Origin of the sequence: Streptomyces sp. NBC_01089, assembly GCF_045162975.1 — a bacterium.
Taxonomy (GTDB): domain Bacteria; phylum Actinomycetota; class Actinomycetes; order Streptomycetales; family Streptomycetaceae; genus Streptomyces.
The window spans coordinates 5769268-5791670 of sequence record NZ_CP108660.1 but is presented as its reverse complement, the minus strand read 5'-3'; the positions used below and the strand labels follow the sequence as shown (position 1 = coordinate 5791670).

At 71.6% G+C, this 22403-nt stretch carries 21 protein-coding genes and 2 tRNA genes; 4 read left to right on the top strand and 19 right to left on the bottom strand.

The annotated features are described in order from the left end of the window. Positions 1 to 153: 153 nt before the first annotated feature. A complete protein-coding gene (gene rpsT / locus OG510_RS25970; RefSeq protein ID WP_164266334.1) occupies positions 154 to 420 on the top strand; it encodes a 30S ribosomal protein S20 in 267 nt (88 codons plus the stop codon). A gap of 358 nt (positions 421 to 778) precedes the next feature. On the opposite strand, the gene holA is transcribed toward rpsT, so the two are convergent. Next, positions 779 to 1774 carry a DNA polymerase III subunit delta gene (gene holA / locus OG510_RS25965; RefSeq protein WP_406139940.1) on the bottom strand — a complete coding sequence of 332 codons (996 nt, stop codon included), beginning with the start codon at positions 1772 to 1774 and terminating at the stop codon, positions 779 to 781. 98 nt (positions 1775 to 1872) lie between these two features. Between holA and OG510_RS25960 the strand changes: the two genes are divergently transcribed. Beyond that, positions 1873 to 2118, top strand: coding sequence for a hypothetical protein (locus tag OG510_RS25960; RefSeq protein WP_164266336.1), 246 nt, complete (start codon positions 1873 to 1875; stop codon positions 2116 to 2118). A gap of 11 nt (positions 2119 to 2129) precedes the next feature. Here OG510_RS25960 and OG510_RS25955 read toward each other — a convergent pair whose 3' ends face one another. Together OG510_RS25955 and OG510_RS25950 are read right to left on the bottom strand one after the other, a co-directional pair. After that, positions 2130 to 3020, bottom strand: coding sequence for a YceI family protein (locus OG510_RS25955; RefSeq protein WP_406139939.1), 891 nt, complete (start codon positions 3018 to 3020; stop codon positions 2130 to 2132). Between the two features lie 166 nt (positions 3021 to 3186). Continuing rightward, positions 3187 to 4164, bottom strand: a complete 978-nt coding sequence (locus OG510_RS25950; protein WP_406139938.1) for an arylamine N-acetyltransferase — start codon at positions 4162 to 4164, stop codon at positions 3187 to 3189. A gap of 157 nt (positions 4165 to 4321) precedes the next feature. On the opposite strand from OG510_RS25950, the gene OG510_RS25945 reads away from it, so the two are divergent. Then, a complete protein-coding gene (locus OG510_RS25945; RefSeq protein ID WP_406139936.1) occupies positions 4322 to 4774 on the top strand; it encodes a pyridoxamine 5'-phosphate oxidase family protein in 453 nt (150 codons plus the stop codon). A gap of 87 nt (positions 4775 to 4861) precedes the next feature. On the opposite strand, the gene OG510_RS25940 is transcribed toward OG510_RS25945, so the two are convergent. The 14 genes from OG510_RS25940 to OG510_RS25875 all read right to left on the bottom strand — a co-directional run bounded on the left by OG510_RS25940 (position 4862) and on the right by OG510_RS25875 (position 19087). Further along, on the bottom strand, positions 4862 to 7432 hold the full coding sequence (locus tag OG510_RS25940; RefSeq protein WP_406139934.1) for a ComEC/Rec2 family competence protein: 2571 nt from the start codon (positions 7430 to 7432) through the stop codon (positions 4862 to 4864). After that, entirely contained in the window at positions 7429 to 8199 is a 771-nt protein-coding gene (locus tag OG510_RS25935; RefSeq protein ID WP_406139933.1) for a helix-hairpin-helix domain-containing protein, read from the bottom strand. The genes OG510_RS25940 and OG510_RS25935 overlap by 4 nt, the downstream gene beginning before the upstream one ends. Positions 8200 to 8859: 660 nt before the next feature. Then, positions 8860 to 9705 (bottom strand): DegV family protein, encoded by an 846-nt coding sequence (locus OG510_RS25930; protein ID WP_406139932.1) that lies wholly within the window; start codon positions 9703 to 9705, stop codon positions 8860 to 8862. Between the two features lie 138 nt (positions 9706 to 9843). Further along, the gene (locus tag OG510_RS25925; protein ID WP_406139931.1) at positions 9844 to 10671 is read right to left on the bottom strand and encodes a hypothetical protein; all 828 of its coding nucleotides are present in this window, start codon (positions 10669 to 10671) and stop codon (positions 9844 to 9846) included. A 177-nt stretch (positions 10672 to 10848) separates the two neighbouring features. Continuing rightward, on the bottom strand, positions 10849 to 13764 hold the full coding sequence (gene leuS / locus OG510_RS25920; protein ID WP_406139929.1) for a leucine--tRNA ligase: 2916 nt from the start codon (positions 13762 to 13764) through the stop codon (positions 10849 to 10851). Between the two features lie 333 nt (positions 13765 to 14097). Then, a tRNA-Ala gene (locus OG510_RS25915) sits at positions 14098 to 14170 on the bottom strand. 85 nt (positions 14171 to 14255) lie between these two features. Then, positions 14256 to 14489, bottom strand: a complete 234-nt coding sequence (locus OG510_RS25910) for a hypothetical protein (protein WP_018103228.1) — start codon at positions 14487 to 14489, stop codon at positions 14256 to 14258. A 336-nt stretch (positions 14490 to 14825) separates the two neighbouring features. Beyond that, positions 14826 to 14898 (bottom strand) — tRNA-Ala (locus tag OG510_RS25905). Positions 14899 to 15010: 112 nt separating this feature from the next. Next, positions 15011 to 15664, bottom strand: coding sequence for a histidine phosphatase family protein (locus OG510_RS25900; protein WP_406142550.1), 654 nt, complete (start codon positions 15662 to 15664; stop codon positions 15011 to 15013). Beyond that, a complete protein-coding gene (rsfS, locus tag OG510_RS25895; protein ID WP_164266218.1) occupies positions 15661 to 16116 on the bottom strand; it encodes a ribosome silencing factor in 456 nt (151 codons plus the stop codon). Before rsfS ends, OG510_RS25900 begins: the two co-directional genes overlap by 4 nt. Positions 16117 to 16211: 95 nt before the next feature. Then, a complete protein-coding gene (locus OG510_RS25890; RefSeq protein WP_406139927.1) occupies positions 16212 to 18038 on the bottom strand; it encodes a LytR C-terminal domain-containing protein in 1827 nt (608 codons plus the stop codon). A gap of 19 nt (positions 18039 to 18057) precedes the next feature. Then, complete coding sequence (nadD, locus tag OG510_RS25885) at positions 18058 to 18654, bottom strand: nicotinate-nucleotide adenylyltransferase (protein WP_406139925.1); 597 nt, start codon at positions 18652 to 18654, stop codon at positions 18058 to 18060. Positions 18655 to 18700: 46 nt separating this feature from the next. After that, the gene (locus tag OG510_RS25880) at positions 18701 to 18862 is read right to left on the bottom strand and encodes a hypothetical protein (protein WP_203600253.1); all 162 of its coding nucleotides are present in this window, start codon (positions 18860 to 18862) and stop codon (positions 18701 to 18703) included. An 81-nt stretch (positions 18863 to 18943) separates the two neighbouring features. Beyond that, the gene (locus OG510_RS25875; protein ID WP_203600251.1) at positions 18944 to 19087 is read right to left on the bottom strand and encodes a hypothetical protein; all 144 of its coding nucleotides are present in this window, start codon (positions 19085 to 19087) and stop codon (positions 18944 to 18946) included. 115 nt (positions 19088 to 19202) lie between these two features. Here OG510_RS25875 and OG510_RS25870 point away from each other — a divergent pair, with 115 nt between their 5' ends. Continuing rightward, positions 19203 to 20333, top strand: coding sequence for a M48 family metallopeptidase (locus tag OG510_RS25870; protein WP_406139922.1), 1131 nt, complete (start codon positions 19203 to 19205; stop codon positions 20331 to 20333). Positions 20334 to 20497: 164 nt separating this feature from the next. Here OG510_RS25870 and OG510_RS25865 read toward each other — a convergent pair whose 3' ends face one another. Then, a complete protein-coding gene (locus OG510_RS25865; RefSeq protein WP_406139920.1) occupies positions 20498 to 21586 on the bottom strand; it encodes a hypothetical protein in 1089 nt (362 codons plus the stop codon). 136 nt (positions 21587 to 21722) lie between these two features. Continuing rightward, positions 21723 to 22403 carry a hypothetical protein gene (locus OG510_RS25860; RefSeq protein WP_406139918.1) on the bottom strand — a complete coding sequence of 227 codons (681 nt, stop codon included), beginning with the start codon at positions 22401 to 22403 and terminating at the stop codon, positions 21723 to 21725.

The window sequence follows — 22403 nt, the reverse complement described above, 5'->3', positions numbered from 1 at the left end:
CCGATCCCGTTTTGGGCCGGTGGGCGGCCGACTGGTACCGTGGTCAGCTGTGCCTCCTGGGCCTTCCGGATGAACGCTTCACACGGTTCGTGGCGGTCGGCGCGGAGGTGCTCATCGAAATTTCGAATTCATCGAACCTGAAAAGGCTCTTTCGTGGCGAACATCAAGTCCCAGATCAAGCGGAACAAGACCAACGAGAAGGCGCGCCTGCGCAACAAGGCCGTCAAGTCGTCGCTCAAGACCGCGATCCGCAAGTCCCGTGAGGCCGCTGCCGCGGGCGACGTCGAGAAGGCCACCGCGGCCGCTCGGCTGGCTTCCCAGCAGCTCGACAAGGCCGTCAGCAAGGGCGTTATCCACAAGAACTCCGCGGCCAACAAGAAGTCGGCGATCGCCAAGCGCGTTGCCGGTCTCTCCGCCTGAACTGCCTGAAGCCGACCGATGGGGTCCGGCCTCACGGCTGACCACTTTCGGGTGACTTCGACTTACGGGGCTCTCTCCGAGCCCCACCCGTCGTCCCGGGCCCAGCGGCCCCTCTACCGCTCCGGTACGGCACCCCGCGCCGCACACGGCCTGCGTTCGCCACGCGGGTGCGGCGCACCAAGAGCTTGAGCCGAAGGCCCCGCCTCTGTCCTTCCCCAGGACGGATGCGGGGCCTTCGGCGTGGGCGGGGTGAGGGGCGGCTCCGTAGGTGTGGCGAGGCCGCTCCGTGGCCTTCGGCGTGGTGGGCCGCTCCGCAGCGTTCAGCGTGGGCGGAGCGTGCGGACCGGTGGAGCGGTCGTCAGCGCCGCATCCGGGCGGCGCGGGCCACCGTGACCACGGCCCGTTCCAGCTCGTACTCCGGGTCGTCACCGCCGCCCTTCACCCCGGCGTCCGCCTGCGCGACGGCGCGCAGCGCGACCGCGAGCCCGTCCGGTGTCCAGCCGCGCATCTGCTGCCGTACCCGGTCGATCTTCCACGGCGGCATGCCCAGCTCACGGGCGAGATCGGCGGGGCGTCCGCCGCGGGCCGACGAGAGCTTGCCGATGGCCCGGACGCCCTGCGCCAGGGCGCTGGTGATCAGGACCGGGGCGACTCCGGTCGACAGCGACCAGCGCAGCGCCTCCAGGGCTTCGGCCGCGCGGCCCTCGACGGCCCGGTCGGCGATCGTGAAGCTGGAGGCTTCGGCGCGCCCCGTGTAGTACCGCCCGACGACCGCCTCGTCGATGGTGCCCTCGACGTCCGCGACGAGCTGGGAGACCGCGCTCGCCAGCTCCCGCAGATCGCTGCCGATGGAGTCGACCAGGGCCTGGCACGCCTCGGGGGTCGCGGAACGGCCCAGGGCCCGGAACTCCGACCGTACGAAGGAGAGCCGCTCGGCCGGCTTGGTCGTCTTCGGGCAGGCGACCTCACGGGCCCCTGCCTTGCGGGCGGCGTCCAGCAGGCCCTTGCCCTTGGCACCCCCGGCGTGGAGGAGCACCAGGGTGATCTCGTCGGCAGGGGTGCCGAGGTAGGTCTTGACGTCCTTGATCGTGTCGGCGGAGAGGTCCTGTGCGTTCCGCACGATGACGACCTTGCGCTCGGCGAAGAGCGAGGGGCTGGTCAGCTCGGCCAGCGTGCCCGGCTGGAGCTGGTCGGACGTGAGATCGCGGACGTCGGTGTCGGCGTCGGCCGCGCGGGCGGCGGCGACCACCTGCTGAACGGCACGGTCGAGCAGCAGATCCTCCTGCCCCACAGCGAGGGTGAGCGGCACGAGCGGGTTGTCTGCGGAGTCCTGCTGACTCTGTTTCCGGATCATCGCGGTCCAGCATCCCACGGGGCACCGACAGCCGGCCCACGTCCCGTGAGCCCGGGTGCGACGCACCGCGCGCACCGGACGTACCGGAGAATGAACCGGTGAGCGATGTGAGACATGTACTGGTGCTGCCCGACCGCGACACCGCTGACGAGGTGGCGGGGGAGGTCGCCGACCGCTTCGGGGTGGCCGACGAGCCCCAGCTCGTCCGGGACGCGCTGGCCGGGGAGGACGACGCAGACGACGCACAGTGGCTGGTCGTCGTCGAGGACCCGGAGCAGCGGCTGGACCCCCGGGCGCTGGACGCGTTCGCGGCCGAGTACGAGGGGTGGCTGGAGGCGCCTTAGCGGTGCTCCGCTCAGGCGGCCTTCTTCACGATCTGGACGTCCAGATCGATGGTGATGCTGTTGCCGACCACCGCGATACCGCGGGCCAGCATGGTCTGCCAGCTGACGGTGAAGTCGTCACGGTGCAGCTCGGTGGTGGCGCGGCAGGCGGCGCGCACCTCGCCCTCCATGCCGTTGCCGACGCCCAGGTACTGCGAGTCGAGTGTGACGGTGCGGCTGACGCCGTGCAGGGTGAGCGCGCCGGTCACGCCCCAGCGGCTGCCGCCGCGGTGCACGAAGCGCTCGCTGTAGAACTCGAGGGTCGGGAAGCGCGCCACGTCCAGGAAGTCCCCCGAGCGCAGATGGTCGTCGCGCATCCGGACGTTGGTGTCGATGGACGCCGCGTCGATGATGACGTGCATCGCGGACTGCTCCATGTGGTCCGCGATCCTGACGGCGCCGGCGAAGGTGTTGAACCGGCCGTGGATACGCGCCATCCCGATATGGCGGGCGGTGAAGCTGATCTGCGAGTGCATCGGCTCGATCTCCCACTCGCCCGGCTCCGGCAGCGAGGGGGGCTGGGCGACCTGGAGCGTGAGATCACCGAGGCCGGAGTGGCCGCCCTCGGTGACGGTGGCACTGCCGTGGAAGGGCGTGAAGCCCTCGGAGGTGACGGCCAGCCGGTACTCGCCCGGGGGGACGGTGGCGAATATGGAGCCGTACGGGTCGGTCTCGCCGCCGAAGGTTCTGCGGCCCATGGTGTCCGTGAGCACGAACTCGGCCTGCTGGACGGGCTCGTTGACCGGATCGAGCACCCGGCAGCTGAGCACACCCGCGTGCGCGGGCAGGGTGAGTCCGCCCAGCGGGCCACCACTGCGTCCTGCGCCGGTCTGTGACCGGTTTCCAAACCAACGGCTGAACACTTCTGCTGAACCCCCGTGCATCGGGCCGACGTTCGGTCGCACGCACGGAAGGACGTCATTGTCGGGGCGGCGACCCGCTGACGAATATGCATTCGATCACTGTTGGCACGTTCTGGGCAAACGGCGCTGGTCGTGGGGGTTGACGAACAGCTGTCACGAGTTGTACTTACTCAGAAGTAATGTCCATTCGTACCGGCACCCGGTCGAATTCCAGCCCGAAATGGTCGCGGTAGGCGGCGAGAACGGCCGCGTCGCTCACCAGAGCCTGCTCGCGCCGCTCGCCGCGCACGGTGGTGATCAGCTTGCCGCCGCTGAGCGTGATCCGGCCGTGGTCGCTGAGCCGCGAGCAGATGAGCGAACGGGTGAAGTGGGATGCGGGCGAGGTCCGGTGGTACCAGGCGCCCGCCTCGAAGTCGGCCAGCTCACGGGGGCGCTGCTCCAGCCGGTACTGCGGCTTCCCGTCCCGTACGACGTCGAGGTCGTCGCCGGCCGCGCTCGCGATCCGGAAGGTGCCTCCGGGGTCCTGCTGCCCGCCCCGCTCGCCGAACAGCAGCGGGTGGTGACTGTGCTCGCCGAACCCGACGTCGGCGAGCCAGGGGCCGGTGCCGTCGGCCGTCTCGACCCGCAGGGCGAGATGGTCATACGGGATGCCCAGACCGCCGTCGGGGCTGTGCACCCGGCCTTGGAGCAGCGTCACGTGGAAGCCGAGGGCCCGCAGCAACGCCGCGAAGGCGCCGTTGAGTTCGTAGCAGATACCCCCGCGCCGGGCGCCGACGATCTTGTCGATGAGCGGTGCGTCGGCGAGCACGATGTCCTCGCCCCGGTGGATGGAGAGGTTCTCGAACGGCACCGTGTGCAGATGCCGCAGCTGCAGCTCCCGGAGCGCCGCCGAGTCCGGCGCGGCCGGGCGCTCGGCCCCGATACGCCGGAGATACCCGGCCACCCACGCCGGCTCCGGCGGCGCGGGCTGCGGCGGGGCGGCCTGGGGCGGGGTTGCCTGGGGTGGTGTCTGTGACGGGGTGGGCTGTGGCGGCGTGGGCTGCGAAGGGGTGGCCTGGGGCGGTGTCTGCGGCGGGGTGTGCGGCGGGATCTGCCGCCTGGTCCCCGGCGAGCTTGCCGACGGTCTGTCCAGCGATCGGTCCATGCAGGCAGTCTCACGCCGCGTACGGGCTCGCGCCATGCGCCGTAAGACCTACCGGTGTCCTGCCGGAGCCCTGCCGGTGCCCTGGGTGGCCTAGGGCCGGGCACCTAGGACCGACGTACGATCCCCCGGCGCCCGTCCGCCACTAGCGTGGTCCGCTATGACGAACCGGGAACCGGCGCGCGGCCGGCAGCAGCGACGGCAGGACACCATCGGCCGACTGGAGCAGGACGTCGACTGCTGGGTGGCCACCGCCGCCGCGGACGGCGAGCCGTGTCTGGTCCCCCTGTCGTTCGTGTGGCACGAGAACGGCCTGGTGGTCTGCACCCGCCGCACCAACCCGACCGGGGCCAACCTGGTACGCGACGGACGCGTCAGAGTCACGCTCGGCCACACCCGCGACGTGGTGCTCATCGAGGGCGAAGGCGAACTGCTGGCGGACGACAGGCGCACCGTCGCGGCGGATGCCTTCGCGGCCAAGCTCACCTGGGACCCGCGCACCGAGGAGGGATACGTGTATCTGCGCATCACCCCCAGGGCGGTCCAGGCATGGCGCGAGGTGAACGAGATCGCCGGCCGCGACCTGATGCGCGACGGCACCTGGCTGGACTGACCTGCCCGAGCCGGCCTCTCCGAGCGGGCCTGTCCGGACCGACGGGCCCGGGTCCGTGACACCCGGGCCCGGCAGCAGGCCCAGGTGTCACGGGCCCGTCCGTATCGCCCGGAGTGCGGGTCCCGTGCCCGTCACCGCGATGGAACCGTCCCTGTCCGTACGCAGGACCGTGGCCCCGCCCGCCCGGAGCGAGCTGACCGTGCGCGGTGCGGGATGGCCGTACGGGTTGTCCTGGCCGCAGGAGATCAGGGCGAGCCGGGGACGTACCGCACGCAGCAGGGCCGGGTCCTGGTAGGCCGAGCCGTGGTGCGCCACCTTCAGCACATCCACCGGCGGCAGCGCCGGGTAGGCGCGCAACAGTGCCTGCTGGGCCGGGGGTTCGAGATCGCCGGGCAGCAGCAGCGTGAGGCCCGCGGTGCGCACCAGCAGGGTGACACTGGCGTCATTGGGTCCGTCGTCGACGGGCACCGGCGCGGGAGGAGGCCACAGCACCTGCCAGCTCAGCCCTCCGATACGGCGCTGCTCCCCCGGCCCCGCCCGGACGACGCGGACCCGCGCGGCCGCCGCCTCCCGTCGTACCGAAGCGCTCTGATCCGGCGGGTCCTGGAGATTCGTCGTCTCGATCGCCCCGACCGTCCGGCCACGCAGCACGCCGGGCAGACCGGCCACATGGTCGGCGTGGAAGTGGGTGAGCAGGAGCAGCGGGATGCGGGTCACACCGAGGGCCCTGAGGCAACGGTCGACGAGGCGGGGATCGGGACCCGTATCGATCACGACAGCTGTTCCCGTACCGGCCGCGAGCACCGTCGCGTCGCCCTGCCCCACGTCGCACATCGCGTACTTCCACCCGGGTGGCGGCCAGCCCGTGACGACCCGGGTCAGCGGGGCGGGCCTGACGACCGCAAGCAGCAGCAGGAGGACACACCCCGCGCCGATCCATGGGTGGCGACGCACTCTGCGGGCAGCCACGGCGAGGGCGACCGTAACTGCCGCGAGCAGCAACGCGCCGGGCCATCCGCCGGGCCAGTCGATCTCCGCGCCGGGCAGTGCCGCGCCACGCCGGGCCACGGCGGCGATCCAGCCCGCCGGCCACCCGGCGCAGCGGGCCAGTAGGGCGGCGCCCGTGCTCCACAGCGGAGCCACGCCCAGGGCGGCGAAGCCGAGGACCGTCGCCGGTCCGACCGCAAGCTCGGCGAGGAGATTGCAGGGGATGGCGACCAGCCCCACACGGGATGCCAGCAGGACGATCACCGGCGCGCACACCGCCTGTGCGGCCGCCGCGGCCGCGACGACCTCGGCGAGCCTCGGTGGTACCCCGCGCCGCCGCAGTGCGGAGCTCCAGCGCGGGCCGATCGTGAGCAGGGCGCCGGTCGCGAGGACCGAGAGCAGAAAGCCGTAACTGCGGGCCAGCCAGGGGTCGTACAGCACCAGCAGCAGTACCGCGGTGGCCAGCGCCGGGACCAGTGATCTGCGGCGGCCGGTGCCGATCGCGAGCAGGGTGACAAGACCGCAGGCGGCGGCCCGCAGAACGCTCGGGTCGGGTCTGCACACGATCACGAAGGCCAGCGTGAGGGCTCCACCGAGCACCGCGGTCGTCCGCAGCGGGATCCCCAGCCGCGGTGCGAGTCCGCCTCTCTCCGCACGCAGCGCCCTGCCCGGAGGGCCGATCAGCAGGGCCAGGACCAGGGTGAGGTTGCTGCCTGACACCGCCAGCAGATGGGTGAGGTCGGTGGTCCTGAAGGCGTCGGAGAGGTCGGGAGGGACGCGCGATGTGTCGCCCACCACCAGTCCGGGAAGCAGCGCGCGGGCATCCGGGGCGAGCCCTTCGCTCGCTTCCCGCAGTCCGGCGCGCAGATGTCCGGCCAGTCGCTGAACACCGGTTGGCGCACCGATGATCTGCGGTGGCCTGCTGCCCTCCACACTGAGCACGGCCGCGATGCGGTCGTCGCCGGAGAGCGGCGGCTGTGGGCGGGCGCTCAGCCGCAGCCGTGTGGTCGGCAGCAGCCGCTGCCATGCGGCCGAGTGGGCGATCACGAGGACCGGCGTGCGAACGGTGGATGTCGTACCGTCCGGGGCCCGCACCCGTGTCACATCGGCGTCCAGGACGACGGATGCACGGGTCGCGTGATCGCCGCGGATCCGCGGGCGGGTGGGACGGGGGTCGGATGTGACGGTCAACTCCACTGCGACGCGGGCCGACTGACGCGCCAGCTGGGGCAGGGGCCCGCGCCGGACGTCGGCCGCGTGCAGCCCGCCGGACGCGGCGCCTGCCGCGGCGCACAGCAGAACGGCCGCCACCGCTGTCGCGTTCAGCCGCCGCCCCGGCTGGTCGGGCCGGACTGCTGCCCCGACAGCCCGGACAGCCCAGACAGCCCGGATGGCCCGTACAGCTCCTGCTCCGGCGCCACGTCCCCGCCGTTGCCCTTGCCCTTGCCGTTGCGCTCGCCCCCGAGCCACGGCCGCTGTTACCGCAGCCGTGCCGAGACAGACCGTGGTGAAACAGAACGCCCACCAGCCTGGTACCGCCACGGACAGGGCCGCAGCGGCCCAGGTGGCCAGGGCGGGTGCCACCAGCCGTAGGTCTGCGGGGCCCTCCTGGCGGGGGTCGGCCGCGCCGAGGCGGTGGCCCGACGCCGTATGAACTGCCGCGCGCGTCATGGCCGTACGAGGGGCTGGAGGTCGGAGAAGCGCCGGTCACCGATACCGGTCACCTGCCGGAGCTCGTCGACGGAGGTGAATCCGCCGTGCTCGGTGCGGTAGTCGATGATGTGCTGCGCCAGTACCGGGCCGACACCGGGGAGGGTATCCAGTTGCTCCACGGTGGCGCTGCTGAGGCTGACCGGCCCCGCCGTGTCGGCGGGAGCGCCCGGTCCGCCCGCACCGCCGCCGGTGTTTCCGCCTGCGGTGCCCGCCGGTGCGGGCGAGCCGCCGACGATCACCTGTTCGCCGTCGGTGAGCACACGGGCCTGGTTGAGCCCGGACGTGTCCGTGCCCTCCTTCACCCCGCCCGCCGCCCGCAGTGCGTCGGTCACCCGCGATCCGGCGGGCAGCCGCTGGATTCCCGGCTTCCGGACCTTGCCGCTCACATCGACGACGATCCGGGCTGCGGCCGCCCCTGGCCGCGTGGGGCCCGTACCCGGCGCCGGGAGCGCACCGGCCGACGACAGCGGTCCCGGGGCCGGGTGAGATCCGGGCGGCTGTTCGCGGCCATCGGCGGACCGTGCTCCGGCGCCGGGCAGACCCTCGCTGACCACGGCGGGCGCTTGAACGGACTGCGGGCGCCCCGACCAGAAGTGCTGAGCGGCCAGGGCCCCGGCCGCGACGAGCACGAACGCGAGCGCCGCGAGCGTCCTGGGCGTCAGACCGCAGCGTGCCTGCACCCAGAGCGGCATCCGCTCCCACAGGGCCTCCCCCGCACGGGCCACCACCCCGCTCCCCATACGGCCGGAAGCCGACGCAGACCCGACGGACTTGCCACCGCCCGACGTGCCATCCCCCGATGTGCCACCGCCTGACGTGCTACCCCCCGATGTGCCACCGCCTGGCGTGCTACCCCCCGACGTTCGACCTCCCGGCCCACCGGACGCGACGGACAAAACAGATGGCTCCGACGAGACAGGCGCGGGAACCGAGCCAGGCCCGTCAGGCGCCACAGGCCAGTCAGGTCCCACAGGCTCCACAGGCCCGTCAGGTTCCACACGCTCCACACTCAGAGCGGCGGACCGCGCCGGGAAGAGCGCCTCCGCGCGAACGCGCGGCGCCTCATCGGGCTCCGCCGGCCGCCCCCTGAGCCGGGTGCGGCGGCGCGAGCCGGTGTGGCGGGAGCGGCCGTCCGATGCCGGGGCCCGGCCGGGACCGCTGGTCGCGGAACGTGACGTGAGCGTGCGGGAAGTCATGCCACGAGACAGTAAAGACGTCGGCAGAATCTTGTTGATCAAGGTCAATTACGGTGGAAACACCGGGACTTGTGGATATCTCGGCCACCCGAACGAGAGAGTCCGGTTGCGCGGCGGATCCACTCGGCGGATCCGCGTGGGGGGATCCACTCGGCGGATCCGCGCGGGGGATCCACTCGCCGGATCCGCTCAGCGGGGCGAGATCACCACCCCGAGCAGCCCGGGCCCCGTATGCGCGCCGATCACCGCGCCGACCTCGCTGACATGCAGGTCCACCAGGCCCGGCACCCGTTCCCTCAGCCGCTCGGCGAGCGCGGCCGCCCGCTCGGGCGCCGCCAGATGGTGTACCGCGATGTCCACCTGGCCGTCCCCCGCACGCTCGGCGGCGATCTCCTCCAGCCGTGCGATCGCCTTCGAGGCCGTCCGTACCTTCTCCAGCATCTCGATGCGGCCGCCTTCGAGTTGCAGCAGCGGCTTCACCGCGAGAGCCGAGCCCAGCAGGGCCTGTGCGGCGCCGATCCGGCCCCCGCGGCGCAGATAGTCCAGCGTGTCCACATAGAAGTACGCGGACATCCCGCCCGCGCACTTCTCCGCTGCCGCCACCGCCTCGTCCAGTGAGCCGCCCGACTCCGCCGTCCCGGCCGCCGAGAGCGCGCAGAAGCCGAGGGCCATCGCGACCATGCCGGTGTCGACCACCCGGACCGGGACGGGCGCGTCCCGCGCCGCCAGCACGGCGGCGTCGTACGTACCGGAGAACTCGGACGACAGATGGAGCGAGACGATGTCGCTCGCGCCCGCGTCCGCGGCCGCCCGGTAGGCGGTGGCGAACATCTCGGGGCTGGGGCGGGACGTGGTCACCGAACGTCGTTTCTGCAGCGCCAGCGCCAGAGCGCGGGCCGAGGTCTCCGTACCGTCCTCCAGGGCCCGGTCCCCCAGGACCACGGTCAGTGGCACGGCCGTGATGCGGTGCCGCGCCAACGTCTGCTGCGGCAGGTAGGCCGTGGAATCGGTCACGATCGCGACATGGCGGGACATGAGCCGGAGATTACCCGCAGGTGCGGGGGCCCGGCAGCGCGCCCCCTCACCCGTGCCGTCGTCCGTGCCGTCGCCCGTGCCGTCGCCCGCGTCCCTGCCCCCGTCCCCGCCCGTGCCGGAGGTCCTTTCGACGGTCACTCAGGTGGTGCTCTCCGGGCGCGTGGCCTTCTGCCACGAGTAACGCTGCCGACGGCCCGGGTCCCGGCCCGTGATCGCGTCCGGCCCGGTCCCGGCCCCTTCACCGGCCGACGACCAGCGCCCCGCGTCAGCCGACGGGGCGGAACCAGAACCAGAGCGTGAGCCGGAACCGGAACCGGCGCCTGAGCCAGAGCGTGAACCGGCACCAGAGCCAGCACCGGCACCGGAACCGGCACCCGAGCCCACGCCCGGCCGCCGCCCCCGCGGGTCCCCGTCGTCCGCCGGTGTCGTCCAGTGCCGGAGCGCCCCCGCCTCCACATCGATCTGCTCGTTCAGGGCGACCAGGTCGTCGTCGGCGAACTTCCGCGCCCGGTCCCTGGCGGCCCAGCGCAGCGCGTCCGCCGAGTGCGTGATCTGTTCCGTGCGCTCCCGGAGGGCCGGCAGCCGCTGTCCGAGCCCCGTCTTGTCCGGTTCGCGCTCCAGCCGCCGCAGCTCCGCGTCCAGATCCAGGCCGTGCGCGCTGAGCCGCTCGAAAAGGGTCAGCGTCTCGCGCAGCGACTCGTCCTCGGCCACCCCCGCGTGCAGCGCGTCCTGAGTGGCCCGCATCGACGTACGCAGCGAGAGCCTCAGCTGTGCCAGCTCACCCGCGGCGCCCGGCTGGCCGTAGCTCTTCGCGCGCAGCGCGGTGTCCTCGACGGAGCGCCGGGCCTGCGAGATCGTCCGGTCGACGCTCCGCCTCGCGGCTCCCACCACTCTCACCGTCGCGTACGCCCCCACGCCGAGGAAGACGAGGAACAGCAGCACCAGGATCAGGATCACGGCTTCCATGGGGCGTCCCTCGGTTGTCGGACTCGGTACCTCCACGGTAAACGGAAAGGGCAGGCTGAGGGTTCCATCGGAACCCCCAACCTGCCCGTAGGGGAAACCCCGGGGCAGCTCACGCCCGCCCCCGGGACCAAGCCGGACCAGCCTCGCTCAGGCCGGACCGGCCCCACTCGAGCCCGCTCAAGCCGGAACGATGTTCACCAGCTTCGGTGCCCGCACGATCACCTTGCGGATCCCGGCCCCGCCCAGCGCCGCGACCACACCCGGGTCCGTCAGCGCCAGCTTCTCCAGGTCCTCGTCCGAGATCGACGGGGAGATCTCCAGCCGCGCCCTGACCTTGCCCTTGACCTGGACGACACACGTCACGGTCTCGTCCACGACGTACGCCGGGTCCGCCACCGGGAAGTCCTGGTGCACCACGGAATCGGTGTGCCCCAGCCTCCGCCACAGCTCCTCGGCGATGTGCGGCGCCAGCGGGGCGATCAGCAGCACCAGCTGCTCGGCGACCGTGCGCGGCACCGGGCCGCCCGCCTTGGTCAGGTAGTTGTTCAGCTCGGTGACCTTGGCGATCGCGGTGTTGAACCGCAGCCCCGCCATGTCGTGGCCGACACCGTCGATCGCCTTGTGCAGCGCGCGCAGCGTCTCCTCACCGGGCTCCGTGTCGGTGACACCGGCCTCGCCGGTCTCCTCGTCCACGACGTTGCGCCACAGCCGCTGCAGCAGCCGGTACTGGCCGACCACGGCGCGGGTGTCCCACGGCCGTGAGACGTCCAGCGGGCCCATCGCCATCTCGTACAGCCGCAGCGTGTCCGCGCCGTACTCCGCGCAGATCTCGTCCGGAGTGACCGCGTTCTTCAGGGACTTGCCCATCTTGCCCAGGACGCGGCTGACCTGTTCGCCCGCGTACCAGAACGCGCCGTCCCGCTCCTCGACCTCGGCCGCGGGCACCGCGATCCCACGGCTGTCGCGGTAGACGAACGCCTGGATCATGCCCTGGTTGTACAGCTTGTGGAACGGCTCGACCGACGAGATGTGCCCCAGGTCGAACAGCACCTTGGACCAGAACCGCGCGTACAGCAGGTGCAGTACGGCATGCTCGGCGCCGCCGACGTACAGGTCGACGCCACCGTGCGGCTGGCCCTCGCGCGGCCCCATCCAGTACTGCTCGATGGCCGGGTCGACCAGCTTCTCGCTGTTGTGCGGGTCCAGGTAGCGCAGCTCGTACCAGCAGGAACCGGCCCAGTTCGGCATGGTGTTGGTCTCGCGGCGGTACTTCCTGACGCCGTCGCCCTGCCCCAGGTCCAGCTCGACGTTGACCCAGTCCTCGTTGCGGGACAGCGGGGTCTCGGGCGAGGTGTCCGCGTCGTCCGCGTCGAAGGTGCGCGGCGAGTAGTCGTCCACCTCGGGCAGTTCCAGCGGCAGCATCGACTCGGGCAGCGGGTGCGCGATGCCGTCCTCGTCGTAGACGATCGGGAAGGGCTCGCCCCAGTAGCGCTGGCGGCTGAACAGCCAGTCGCGCAGCCGGAAGTTGACGGTGCCCTCGCCGACGCCGCGCTCGGCCAGCCACTCGGTGATCCGCTCCTTGGCCTCGGCGACACCCAGGCCGTCCAGGGAGATGTCGTCGTGGGTGGAGTTGACCAGCTTCGCGTCGTACGAGCCGAAGGCGTCGTCCCAGGTCTCGGGGGAAAGACCGCGGTCGTCGGACGGCTCGACGACACAGCGCATCGGCAGCTCGAAGGCGCGCGCGAAGGCGAAGTCACGGCTGTCGTGCGCCGGGACGGCCATGATCGCGCCGGTGCCGTACCCCATCAGCACATAGTCGGCGATGAAGACGGGGACCTGCTCGCCACTGACCGGGTTGACCGCGTACGCACCGGTGAAGACGCCGGTCTTCTCCTTCGCGTCGGCCTGCCGCTCGACGTCCGACTTCGACGCGGCGAAGGCGCGGTACGAGGCGACGGCATCGGCCGGGGTCGCGTGGCCGCCGGTCCAGACCTCGTGCGTGCCCTCGGGCCAGGCGTCCGGGACGATCGACTTCTCGCCGGAGATCAGCTCGTGCTCGGGCGCCAGCACCATGTACGTGGCACCGAACAGGGTGTCCTGGCGGGTCGTGAAGACCGTGATGGGGTCGGAGCCACCGCCGACCGCGAAGTCGACGCGGGCGCCCTCGGAGCGGCCGATCCAGTTCCGCTGCTGCAGCTTGATCGCTTCGGGCCAGTCCAGCGCGTCCAGGTCGGACAGCAGCCGGTCCGCGTACGCGGTGATGCGCATGTTCCACTGGCGCAGCTTCGCCTTGAAGACCGGGAAGTTGCCGCGCTCGGAGCGGCCGTCGGCGGTCACTTCCTCGTTCGCCAGGACGGTGCCCAGGCCCGGACACCAGTTGACCGGGGCGTCCGACGCGTAGGCCAGCCGGTACTGGCTCAGCAGGTCGGCGCGCTCCACGGCGTCCAGCGCGCTCCACGCACGGCCGCCGGGGACCGGGCGCTCACCGCTCTCGAACTGGGCGGCCAGCTCGGCGATCGGCCGGGCCCGCTGGGCGTCCCGGTCGTACCAGGAGTTGAAGATCTGGACGAAGATCCACTGGGTCCACTTGTAGTACTCGGGGTCGATCGTCGCGAACGACCTGCGCTTGTCGTGGCCCAGCCCCAGCCTGCGCAGCTGGGACTTCATGTTCTCCATGTTGGCCTCGGTGGAGGCCCGCGGATGGGTGCCGGTCTGTACGGCGAACTGCTCGGCCGGCAGCCCGAAGGCGTCGAAGCCCAGGGTGTGCAGGACGTTGTGGCCGGTCATCCGCTGGTGCCTGGCGTAGACGTCCGTGGCGATGTAGCCCAGCGGGTGGCCGACGTGCAGCCCGGTGCCCGAGGGGTACGGGAACATGTCCATGATGAACTTCTTGGGCCTGGCCGCCATGGCCGGGTCGCCCGCCAGGTCGCCCGTGGGGTTCGGTGCGTCGTAGGTGCCGTCGGCGTCCCAGAAGTCCTGCCAGCGTGCCTCGATGTCGGCGGCCATGGCAGCGGTGTAGCGGTGCGCCGCGGCCACCTCGGATGAGGGCCCTCCCGCGCTTGCGGCAGCGGGGGAAGAATTCGTCTCGGTCATGATCCTCAAAGCTCCATCGGTCGTCTCTGCCCGCGATCCTCATGGCTGTGGCGCCTGTGGCACCAAACGAAAAAGCCCCTCGCACAGGAGGGGACGCCGCGCTGATGCCGACCGGGGACACTTCGTCGGTCGGGACTGATCAGCGCGGCTCACTAAGCAGGAGGCGTACGGCACGCATGGCGTCAGGGTACCGCAGGCACCGTACGGCCCGTGCGGACACCTGGCCGTGCGACCAGCAGCCGCGCGTACGCGGACACCTGCACGGAGACACGAAGAAGCGGGCCACCCGATTCGGATGACCCGCTGCTGTCCACCTCGTACGAGGTCTCACTGTGGAGCTAAGGAGAATTGAACTCCTGACCTCCTGCATGCCATGCAGGCGCTCTACCAACTGAGCTATAGCCCCGTGCTGTCCGCCGTTCTGCGGGGTCGCCCCCTCGGCTCCGCCAACATTACCGGTCCCCCGTTGCTCCGCCAAATCCGTTCCCCGGTCAGGCGGTGGCGAAGGAGTAGAACCGCTTCAGCGTGCAGTGCTCCTCCAGGAGCCGGCCGTAGATCGGCTCCCCCTCCAGCTCACGGTAGGTCTCGATCGGGTCGCCCTTTATGATCAGCGCCCGCGCGCACTCCTCGCACCAGTACTGGTAGTCGGCGTTGACCGGATCCATGTCCCTGACGATCGGCGTACCGCTGCCGCACCAGTCGCATTTCCTCCTGTGTGCACCCATCAGTCAGCTCCAGCTGTGGCCGCGGGGCGGGCAGTCGGGACAGGCCGGACAGGCGGGCGGCGAAGGGCAGTTGAGCGGGGTCCCGCGGTGGGGACGGGCGTGGGCCGCTGCCCCGCCGGCCAGGGCACGGGCGCGATCGAGCATGCTCGCGGGCATCGCGCTCTCCCCTCCCTCCGGGCCGGCGTCCCACCGGCGCTCCGATTCTGCCATGACCCCGCAAGGGGGACAGTGGTGTCGGCGGACGGACAAACGGAGACCGGGGCGGGGCTGACGAAAAATCCCGCCCCCTGATGGGGACGGGATTTCTCCTTGCTCCGGCCTTGGAGCTTCCGACTGTGGAGCTAAGGAGAATTGAACTCCTGACCTCCTGCATGCCATGCAGGCGCTCTACCAACTGAGCTATAGCCCCGCTGTTCGCTTCGCTCGCTGCATTCTCTGCGTTCCGCGGCGCGAACAAGAAGAACTTTAGCCTGCGACCAGCCGGAAAGTGAAATCCGCCGGGATGCCACCCGCGAGGGTGCTCAGTCGTCGTCGCCGAGGACCGGCTCGGGGAGCGTTCCGGCGTTGTGCTCGAGCAGCCGCCAGCCGCGGGCGCCCTCGCCCAGCACGGACCAGCAGCAGTTGGAGAGCCCGCCCAGGCTCTCCCAGTGGCGCGACTCCAGGCCGAGGAGCCGGCCGATGGTCGTACGGATGGTGCCGCCGTGGCTGACGACGACGAGCGTCCCGTCGTCGGGCAGCGCGTCGGCGTGGGTGATGACGACCGGGGCGGCCCGGTCGGCGACCTCGGACTCCAGTTCGCCGCCACCGCGACGCACGGGCTCCCCACGCTTCCACGCGGCGTACTGCTCGCCGAAGCGGGCGATGATCTCGCTGTGCGTGAGCCCCTGCCAGCTGCCCGCGTACGTCTCGCGCAGGGCGGCGTCGTACGTGATGTCGTGGCCGGTCACGGCCCCCAGCTCACGGGCGGTGGTCGCCGCCCTGCTGAGGTCGGACGCCACGATCGCGTCGGGCTTCATCGAGGCGAGCAGCCGGGCGGCCCGGCGCGCCTGGCCGACACCGGTCTCGGTCAGCTCGATGTCCGTGGAGCCCTGGAAGCGGCGCTCCAGGTTCCACGCGGTCTGGCCGTGCCGCCAGAGGACGATACGGCGGCCACGGCCGCCCTTGGTGCCGTTCAGTGCAGCTCACCGTCCAGGCCGGCGTCCGCCTCGTCGGCGTCGGCGCCGTTGAGCCGGGCGTGCTCCTCGGCCTTGCCGCGGGTCTTGACGGCGTCCTCGGGCAGGGCGATCTCGGGGCAGTCCTTCCAGAGGCGCTCCAGCGCGTAGTAGACGCGCTCCTCGCTGTGCTGGACGTGGACGACGATGTCGACGTAGTCGAGGAGGATCCAGCGGGCGTCGCGGTCGCCCTCCCGGCGCACCGGCTTGGCTCCGAGCTCCTTGTTCAGCCGCTCCTCGATCTCGTCGACGATCGACTTGACCTGGCGGTCGTTGGGCGCCGATGCGAGCAGGAAGGCGTCGGTGATCGACAGCACATCGCTGACGTCGTACGCGGTGATGTCGTGCGCGAGCCGGTCGGCGGCCGCCTGAGCGGCGGCGTTGATGAGCTCGATGGAACGGTCCGTGGCGGTCACTGGCAGGCTTTCGTCGGCGGTCGTGGAGTACCCCAGGGTCTCACGGACCGCCGACGGTCCCGCAATTTATGGTCGCCCGGACCGGGCGAGGGGCTTCAGCCCGTCTTGTAGTCCTGGCCCAGCACCACGGAGACGTCCGCGTTCGCGGCGGGCTTGGCCTTGTGGACCGATCCGGCCGGCAGTCCGAGCATCTTCGCCACTTCCTCCGCCTTGGCCTTCTCCGCCGGGTCGCCATAGCTGACCTGCGACGAGGCGGTGACGCTCGCGGTGCCGCCGACGACGACCGAGTAGCCGCCGTTGACGAGGGCGATCCTGGCGCTCTCCGTCGTGGCGGTCCGGCCGCTGGCGTTGCTGATCCCCACGCTGGTGGCACCGCCCTGGTCGGGCGCCTTCACCGAACCGCCGAGTACGTTCTTGACCACACCGGCGCTCGCCTGCGCGCTGAGCGTGCCGTCGCTCCGCACCGGCAGCAGCTCGGTGCTGTAGTCGCCCTTCCTGGCGTGTGCGGCGAGCTTGGCCAGGAACGCGCCCAGGTCCTTGTCCGACAGGGACGGGTCCATGATCTGCAGCAGGTTCTTCATGATGGTCGTCGCGGCCTGCGGATCGTCCGAGATCTTCTTCAGAACGCCCTGCATGACCTGCCCGAAGCGCTCCAGCTGCTTCGCCTCGGGCTCGCCGGGCGCACGGTAGGTGGAGTACGCGACCGCCATCTGGCCGCTGAGCGTCTGGTCCTTGCCCCGGTGCACCAGCGGCTCGGCGCCCTTCTTGGTGTCCGGTACGTCGACGTCGGTGTCGACGTCGATGTTGCCGATCATCTCGACCAGGTTCTCCAGATACGGAGTGTCGAGCCGCCAGGTGCCGCCGATCTTGGCGCCGAGGAGGGTGTCCAGGGAGTCCCTGGTGCCGTCCGAGCCGTCGTCGTCCACGGACTTGCCGAGCGTGGTCGCCGTACCGTCGTCGTTCGACACCGAGAGGGAGTTGGGCAGCAGGAGCGTGGTGCCCTTGCCTGTGGTGACGTTGTCGACGAGCAGCGCGGTGGAGGTGCCGCCGCTCTTCGTGTTGTGCAGATGGACCACGATCGCGTTGCGCTGCTGCGCCCCTGAGGCCGTGGCGCCGCCGTCGCCCGAGCCGGAGACCCCGGGCAGTTTGCCCGCGTACCAGAGGTAGCCCACACCGCCCGCGACGACGAGCGCCAGCACGACGACGAGGGAGACGACGCGGGTACGGCCCCGGCGTCTGGCCTCCTCGCGGCGCTCGGTGCGGCTCTCGGTGAACTTCAGCCAGTCGATGACGTCTTCGGAGTCCTCGTCGGGCTCCTCGATGAAGGAGAACTGCTCGGTCCTGTACTCGGCGTCGTCCGGCGCGGGACGGCGCTGACCGGGCACGGCACGCTGCGGCCGCTCCTCGGGGGACTGCGGCCGCTGCGGCTGCTCGGGCCTTGACCGGGGCTGGGACTGCGGCTGGTGCGTCTGCTGGGACTGCGGCTGCTGGGACTGCGGCTGCTGGGACTGCGGCTGCTGGGACTGCGGCTGCTGGGACTGCGGCTGCTGGGACGGGGCCTGCGGCGGCTGGCTCTGCTGCGGGATCCACTGCTGGGTGGTGTCCACCGCGGGCTGCTGCCCGGTGCCGTAGTCGTAGCCCTGGCTCTGCCCCTGAGCCTGATCCTGGCCCTGATACGGCCCGGACGGGGGCTGCTGCTGCGCGTACGGGTCGTATCCGTACCCCGGAGCCTGCTGGTGCTGCCGGCCGTACGGGTCGTACTGCTGCTGGGGCTCCTGCGGCTGCTGGGGCCGGTGCTGCTGCTGGCTCTGCTGCGGCTGCACCTGCTGGTACACCGGCTGCCCGTACTCGTCGTACCCGACGAGCTGCATCGGCTGCCCGTACTGGTCGTACTGAACGTAAGGGTTCTGTCGGTCGTTCAACGGTGCCCCTCTCCGCGGCTCATTCGCCGCGGTACAGCTGGCGCTTGTCGATGTAGCGCACCACACCGTCCGGAACCAGATACCAGACCGGGTCCCCCTGCTCGACCCGGGCACGGCAGTCGGTCGACGAGATCGCCAGGGCGGGCACCTCCACCAGGGAGACACCGCCCTCCGGCAGGCCGTCGTCCGTCAGGACATGGCCCGGCCTGGTCACGCCGATGAAATGGGAGAGTGCGAAGAGCTCTTCGGCGTTCCGCCAGGTGAGGATCTGGGAGAGCGCGTCGGCACCGGTGATGAAGAAGAGGTCCGCGTCGCTGTTGAGGTGGCGCAGATCCCGCAGGGTGTCGATGGTGTACGTCGGGCCGCCGCGGTCGATGTCGATACGGCTGACCGAGAACTGCGGGTTGGACGCGGTCGCGATGACCGTCATCAAGTACCTGTCCTCGGCCGGGGAGACGATCCGGTGGCTCTTCTGCCACGGCTGCCCGGTCGGGACGAACACGACCTCGTCCAGCTGGAACTGGGAGGCCACCTCGCTGGCGGCCACCAGGTGTCCGTGGTGGATCGGATCGAATGTCCCGCCCATCACGCCGAGACGCCTCTTCTGCTCTCCCATGCGTGCAGACCCTACTGGCCCGGCACCTGCCCGTCCGCGCCCCGGGTCAGCGGTCGCGGTTGAAGCGGGTGGTGATCCACAGCAGCAGCAGGAGCGCGAGGAGCGCGCCGCCACCGGTGATGTAGGGGCTGAGGCTGGGGTGGTTGCCGCCGTGGCCGCTCTCGGATGCGAGGGTGGCGAGGCTGGCGGTGGTGCTGTGGAGGCTCATGGTCAGCAGGACCTATCCGGGAGTCGGAGCGGGGGCTTCGCGGACATCGTATGCGGGCCCGCCGGGCACGCTCACGCCGACTCAGTCGTTGTCGCGATATCCGCGCAGGAGAAACCAGGCGAGCAGGACAGCCCCGACAAGCAGGACAACCAGCAGGACCCGCAAGGTGTCGCCCGGCCCCTGCTGGTTCGTCGCAGCGGCGAGCAGTGTGGTCGCGTCCGGCATGACGGGTGCGCTCCTTCTCGGTGTAGGACCCCCGCCACACGGTAGCCCCACCGCATACGCTGGAGCCCGCCAGGGGGACGAGCAGAGCTCGATGACGGAAGGCAGGGGGACATTCATGACGGACAGCGGTCACGGAAGCAGTCACGGGAACACCCACGAGAAGGTGCCGGGCAGGAAGCGCAGGCGCTTCGAGGGCATCTCCTCACGGGCGTACGAGCATCCGGCGGACCGGTCGGCCCTGGTCGCGCTGCGCAAGCTCACCGGTTTCGACACCGTGCTCAAGGCGCTCAGCGGGCTGCTGCCCGAGCGCAGCCTGCGGCTCCTCTTCCTCTCCGACTCGGTGCGGGTGAGCGACGCGCAGTTCGCGCACCTCCACGTCATGCTGCGGGATGCCTGCTACATCCTGGACCTGGAGAAGGTCCCCGCCATGTACGTCACGCAGAACCCCCAGCCGAACGCCATGTGCATCGGCCTCGAAGAGCCGATCATCGTGGTCACCACGGGCCTGGTCGAGCTCCTCGACGAGGAGGAGATGCGCGCGGTCGTCGGCCATGAGGTGGGGCACGCGCTCTCCGGCCACGCGGTGTACCGCACGATCCTGCTCTTCCTCACGAGCGTCGCGCTGAAGGTCGCCTGGATCCCGCTGGGCAATGTGGCGATCATGGCGCTGGTGACGGCGCTGCGCGAGTGGTTCCGCAAGTCGGAGCTCTCCGCCGACCGGGCGGGGCTGCTCGTGGGGCAGGACCTCCGGGCGTCGATGCGCGGCCTGATGAAGATCGCCGGTGGCAACCATCTGCACGAGATGAACGTCGACGCGTTCCTGGCGCAGGCCGAGGAGTACGAGGCGGGCGGCGACCTGCGCGACTCGGTGCTCAAGATCCTGAACGTGCTGCCGCGCAGCCACCCGTTCACCACGGTGCGCGCCGCCGAGCTGAAGAAGTGGGCGGAGAGCCGGGACTTCCAGCGGATCATGGACGGGCACTACCCGCGGCGCGACGAGGACAAGGACACCTCCGTCGGCGACTCCTTCAGGGAGTCCGCTTCGCACTACGCCGACACGGTGCGCACCAGCAAGGACCCGCTGATGAAGCTGGTGGGCGATATCGCGGGCGGCGCGGGCGACCTGGGCGGGAAGCTGCGCGGGAAGTTCACCGGCGGGGCGGGCGGCGGCGCGAAGGGCGACGCCGGAAAGGGCGACGGGCCGGCCGAAGGACCTGCCGGGACGGAAGGCCCCGCGACCGGCTGACGGACCGGCCGCACGCTTGCGGGGCCGGCACTTGAGGGGCCGGCTGCGCGCTTGCGGGGCCGGCCGCGCGCTGAAGCGCCGGCTGCCCGCTGAGGTGCCGCTTGCCCGCCAGAGTGCCGGCTGTGCGCAGAGGCGCCGCCGCCTGCCGAAGTGCCGGCCGCGCGCTACACGGCCGGCTGTGTCCCGGCCGCGAGTGTCCCGCACAGCGAGGTGGCCCGCTGCCCGGTGGCGTACGGGTCGGTGCCGGCCGGGCCGCCGCCCGACGCGTGCTGTCCGGCGAGCAGCGGGCGCAGCCGGTTCACCGCGTCGGCGGTGCAGTTCTGCGGCCCTGCCTCCACATCGGCGAGCGTCACATGCGTCTGGCGCAGCCGCAGGTCCTCGGCGCCGAAGCGGAAGTGCACCTCGCGATGGACGGTGAACAGCGATGCGCCGTCCCCCTGCGCGGGGCCGGCTCCGGTGGTCCGGGAGGCGGCCGGCCTGAGCGGATAGACGAAGGTGTGGTCCGCGATCACCTCCAGCGTCCGGTCCGCCGCCTCCGCGTACCGCAGCTCGCCCGTGACCCGTACGCCTGAGCTCGCGAGCGCCACCTGCGCGGGGTCGAAGCGCACCAGCCAGCCGGTCGCCGCGTGCAGCCCGTCGGCCGACGGGGCGGCCATGCTCCGGTTGAACTGCGTGTACTGGTCGGGGGCGAGCAGATCCCTGAGCTGCTCCGCCGAGCCGCCCATCAGCACGGCCGGGTCCAGCGATGACGTCACGACGTACTGCCGGGCGATTTTCAGGGCTGCCAGTACATCGCTGTAGGCGAAGTGCGCGGTCGCGCGGGCGCCCGGCACATTGACCCCGGATTCGCCGGTACGGAACGCGGCCGCCGGGCTGTGCGCGAAGAGCTCGGCCGGTGTACCGCCCGGCACCGCGCCACGCGGTGCGAGCGGCACGACCACGCTGTGCAGCGGCTGGGCCCGGCTGACCGGCGGGGGCCGGTACGGGTGGTGGATGCCCATGAAGACGGCGGTGCCGAAGGCCAGCACCAGCAGCGCCAGTGCCACGAGCAGGCGTCCGGGGCCTCTGCGCGGCCATCCGGCGCGGCTGCGGACGGCCCTGGCGTGCCGGCCCATCCGCTCCTGCGCGGAGAACTCCTGGAGCCGGGCAGCCCTGATGAACGATTCGTCGAAGACGACGGACCGGTACTCGTCGTCGCCACCGCTGGGCAGGCCCTCGGGTGACCCCTCGGGTGGCTCTTCGCGCCCCGCCATACCTTGAGAGTAGGTCGCGGCGGGGCTGCCTAAACGCCCCGGTACGTGCCAACTTCCGGGCGGCCCGCACCCCTCGGCCGCGCGCGGCCGTGCGGGAGCCGTGCCCGGGGCGGGGTGAGGGGGCCGGAAGCCGTCGTCAGGGCGTACGCGGAAGGGCCGAGGCGGGCGGAGCCGAATGGCCCAGCGCGTGGCCGGCCGAGTGGTCGGCGGAGTGGTCGGCCGAGTGTCCGGCCGGGACGGATTGCGCCGGTGCGGGCCGGGTGACGCCCGCACCGCCCTGGACGGCGCCGACCCCGGTCATCACGGGCGCGGGCACCTGGTCCTGCCGGCTGGCCGACGCTCCCCGGTAGACCGCGGCGAAGGCCAGGGCCACCATGCCGATCCCCATGACGAGGGCCAGCAGCCAGGCCACCGGCCGGTGCCAGCGCGCCCGGCCGCGGTACGGGCGCAGCGCGCCGCCGTGCAGCCCGTAGGGGCCGCTCTCGCCGTCGTCGGGCCCTGCGCCGTACTCACCGGGGCCGCCGGGCCCGTACAGCAGGCCGTAGTCCGCGGCGTTCTGCCGGAGGAACTCGTCGTACTCGTCGAAGGGGTCGTCGTCGCCGCCCGGGCCGCCTGCGCGCGCCCTGGCCGCCTCGGCCTCCGCGCGCGCCTCGGCGGCGGCCAGCAGCCGCTCGACCGCGGTCGGTTCATGGATGGTGGCGGCCCTGACGAAGTCCTCGCCGAAGACCACGGAGGCGAATTCCTCGTCCGCTCCTCCGCGGTCGTCGTCAGGCTCCCGGCCGTCCTGGAACGGCCTGCCCCCCACGTCGTCCGGCAC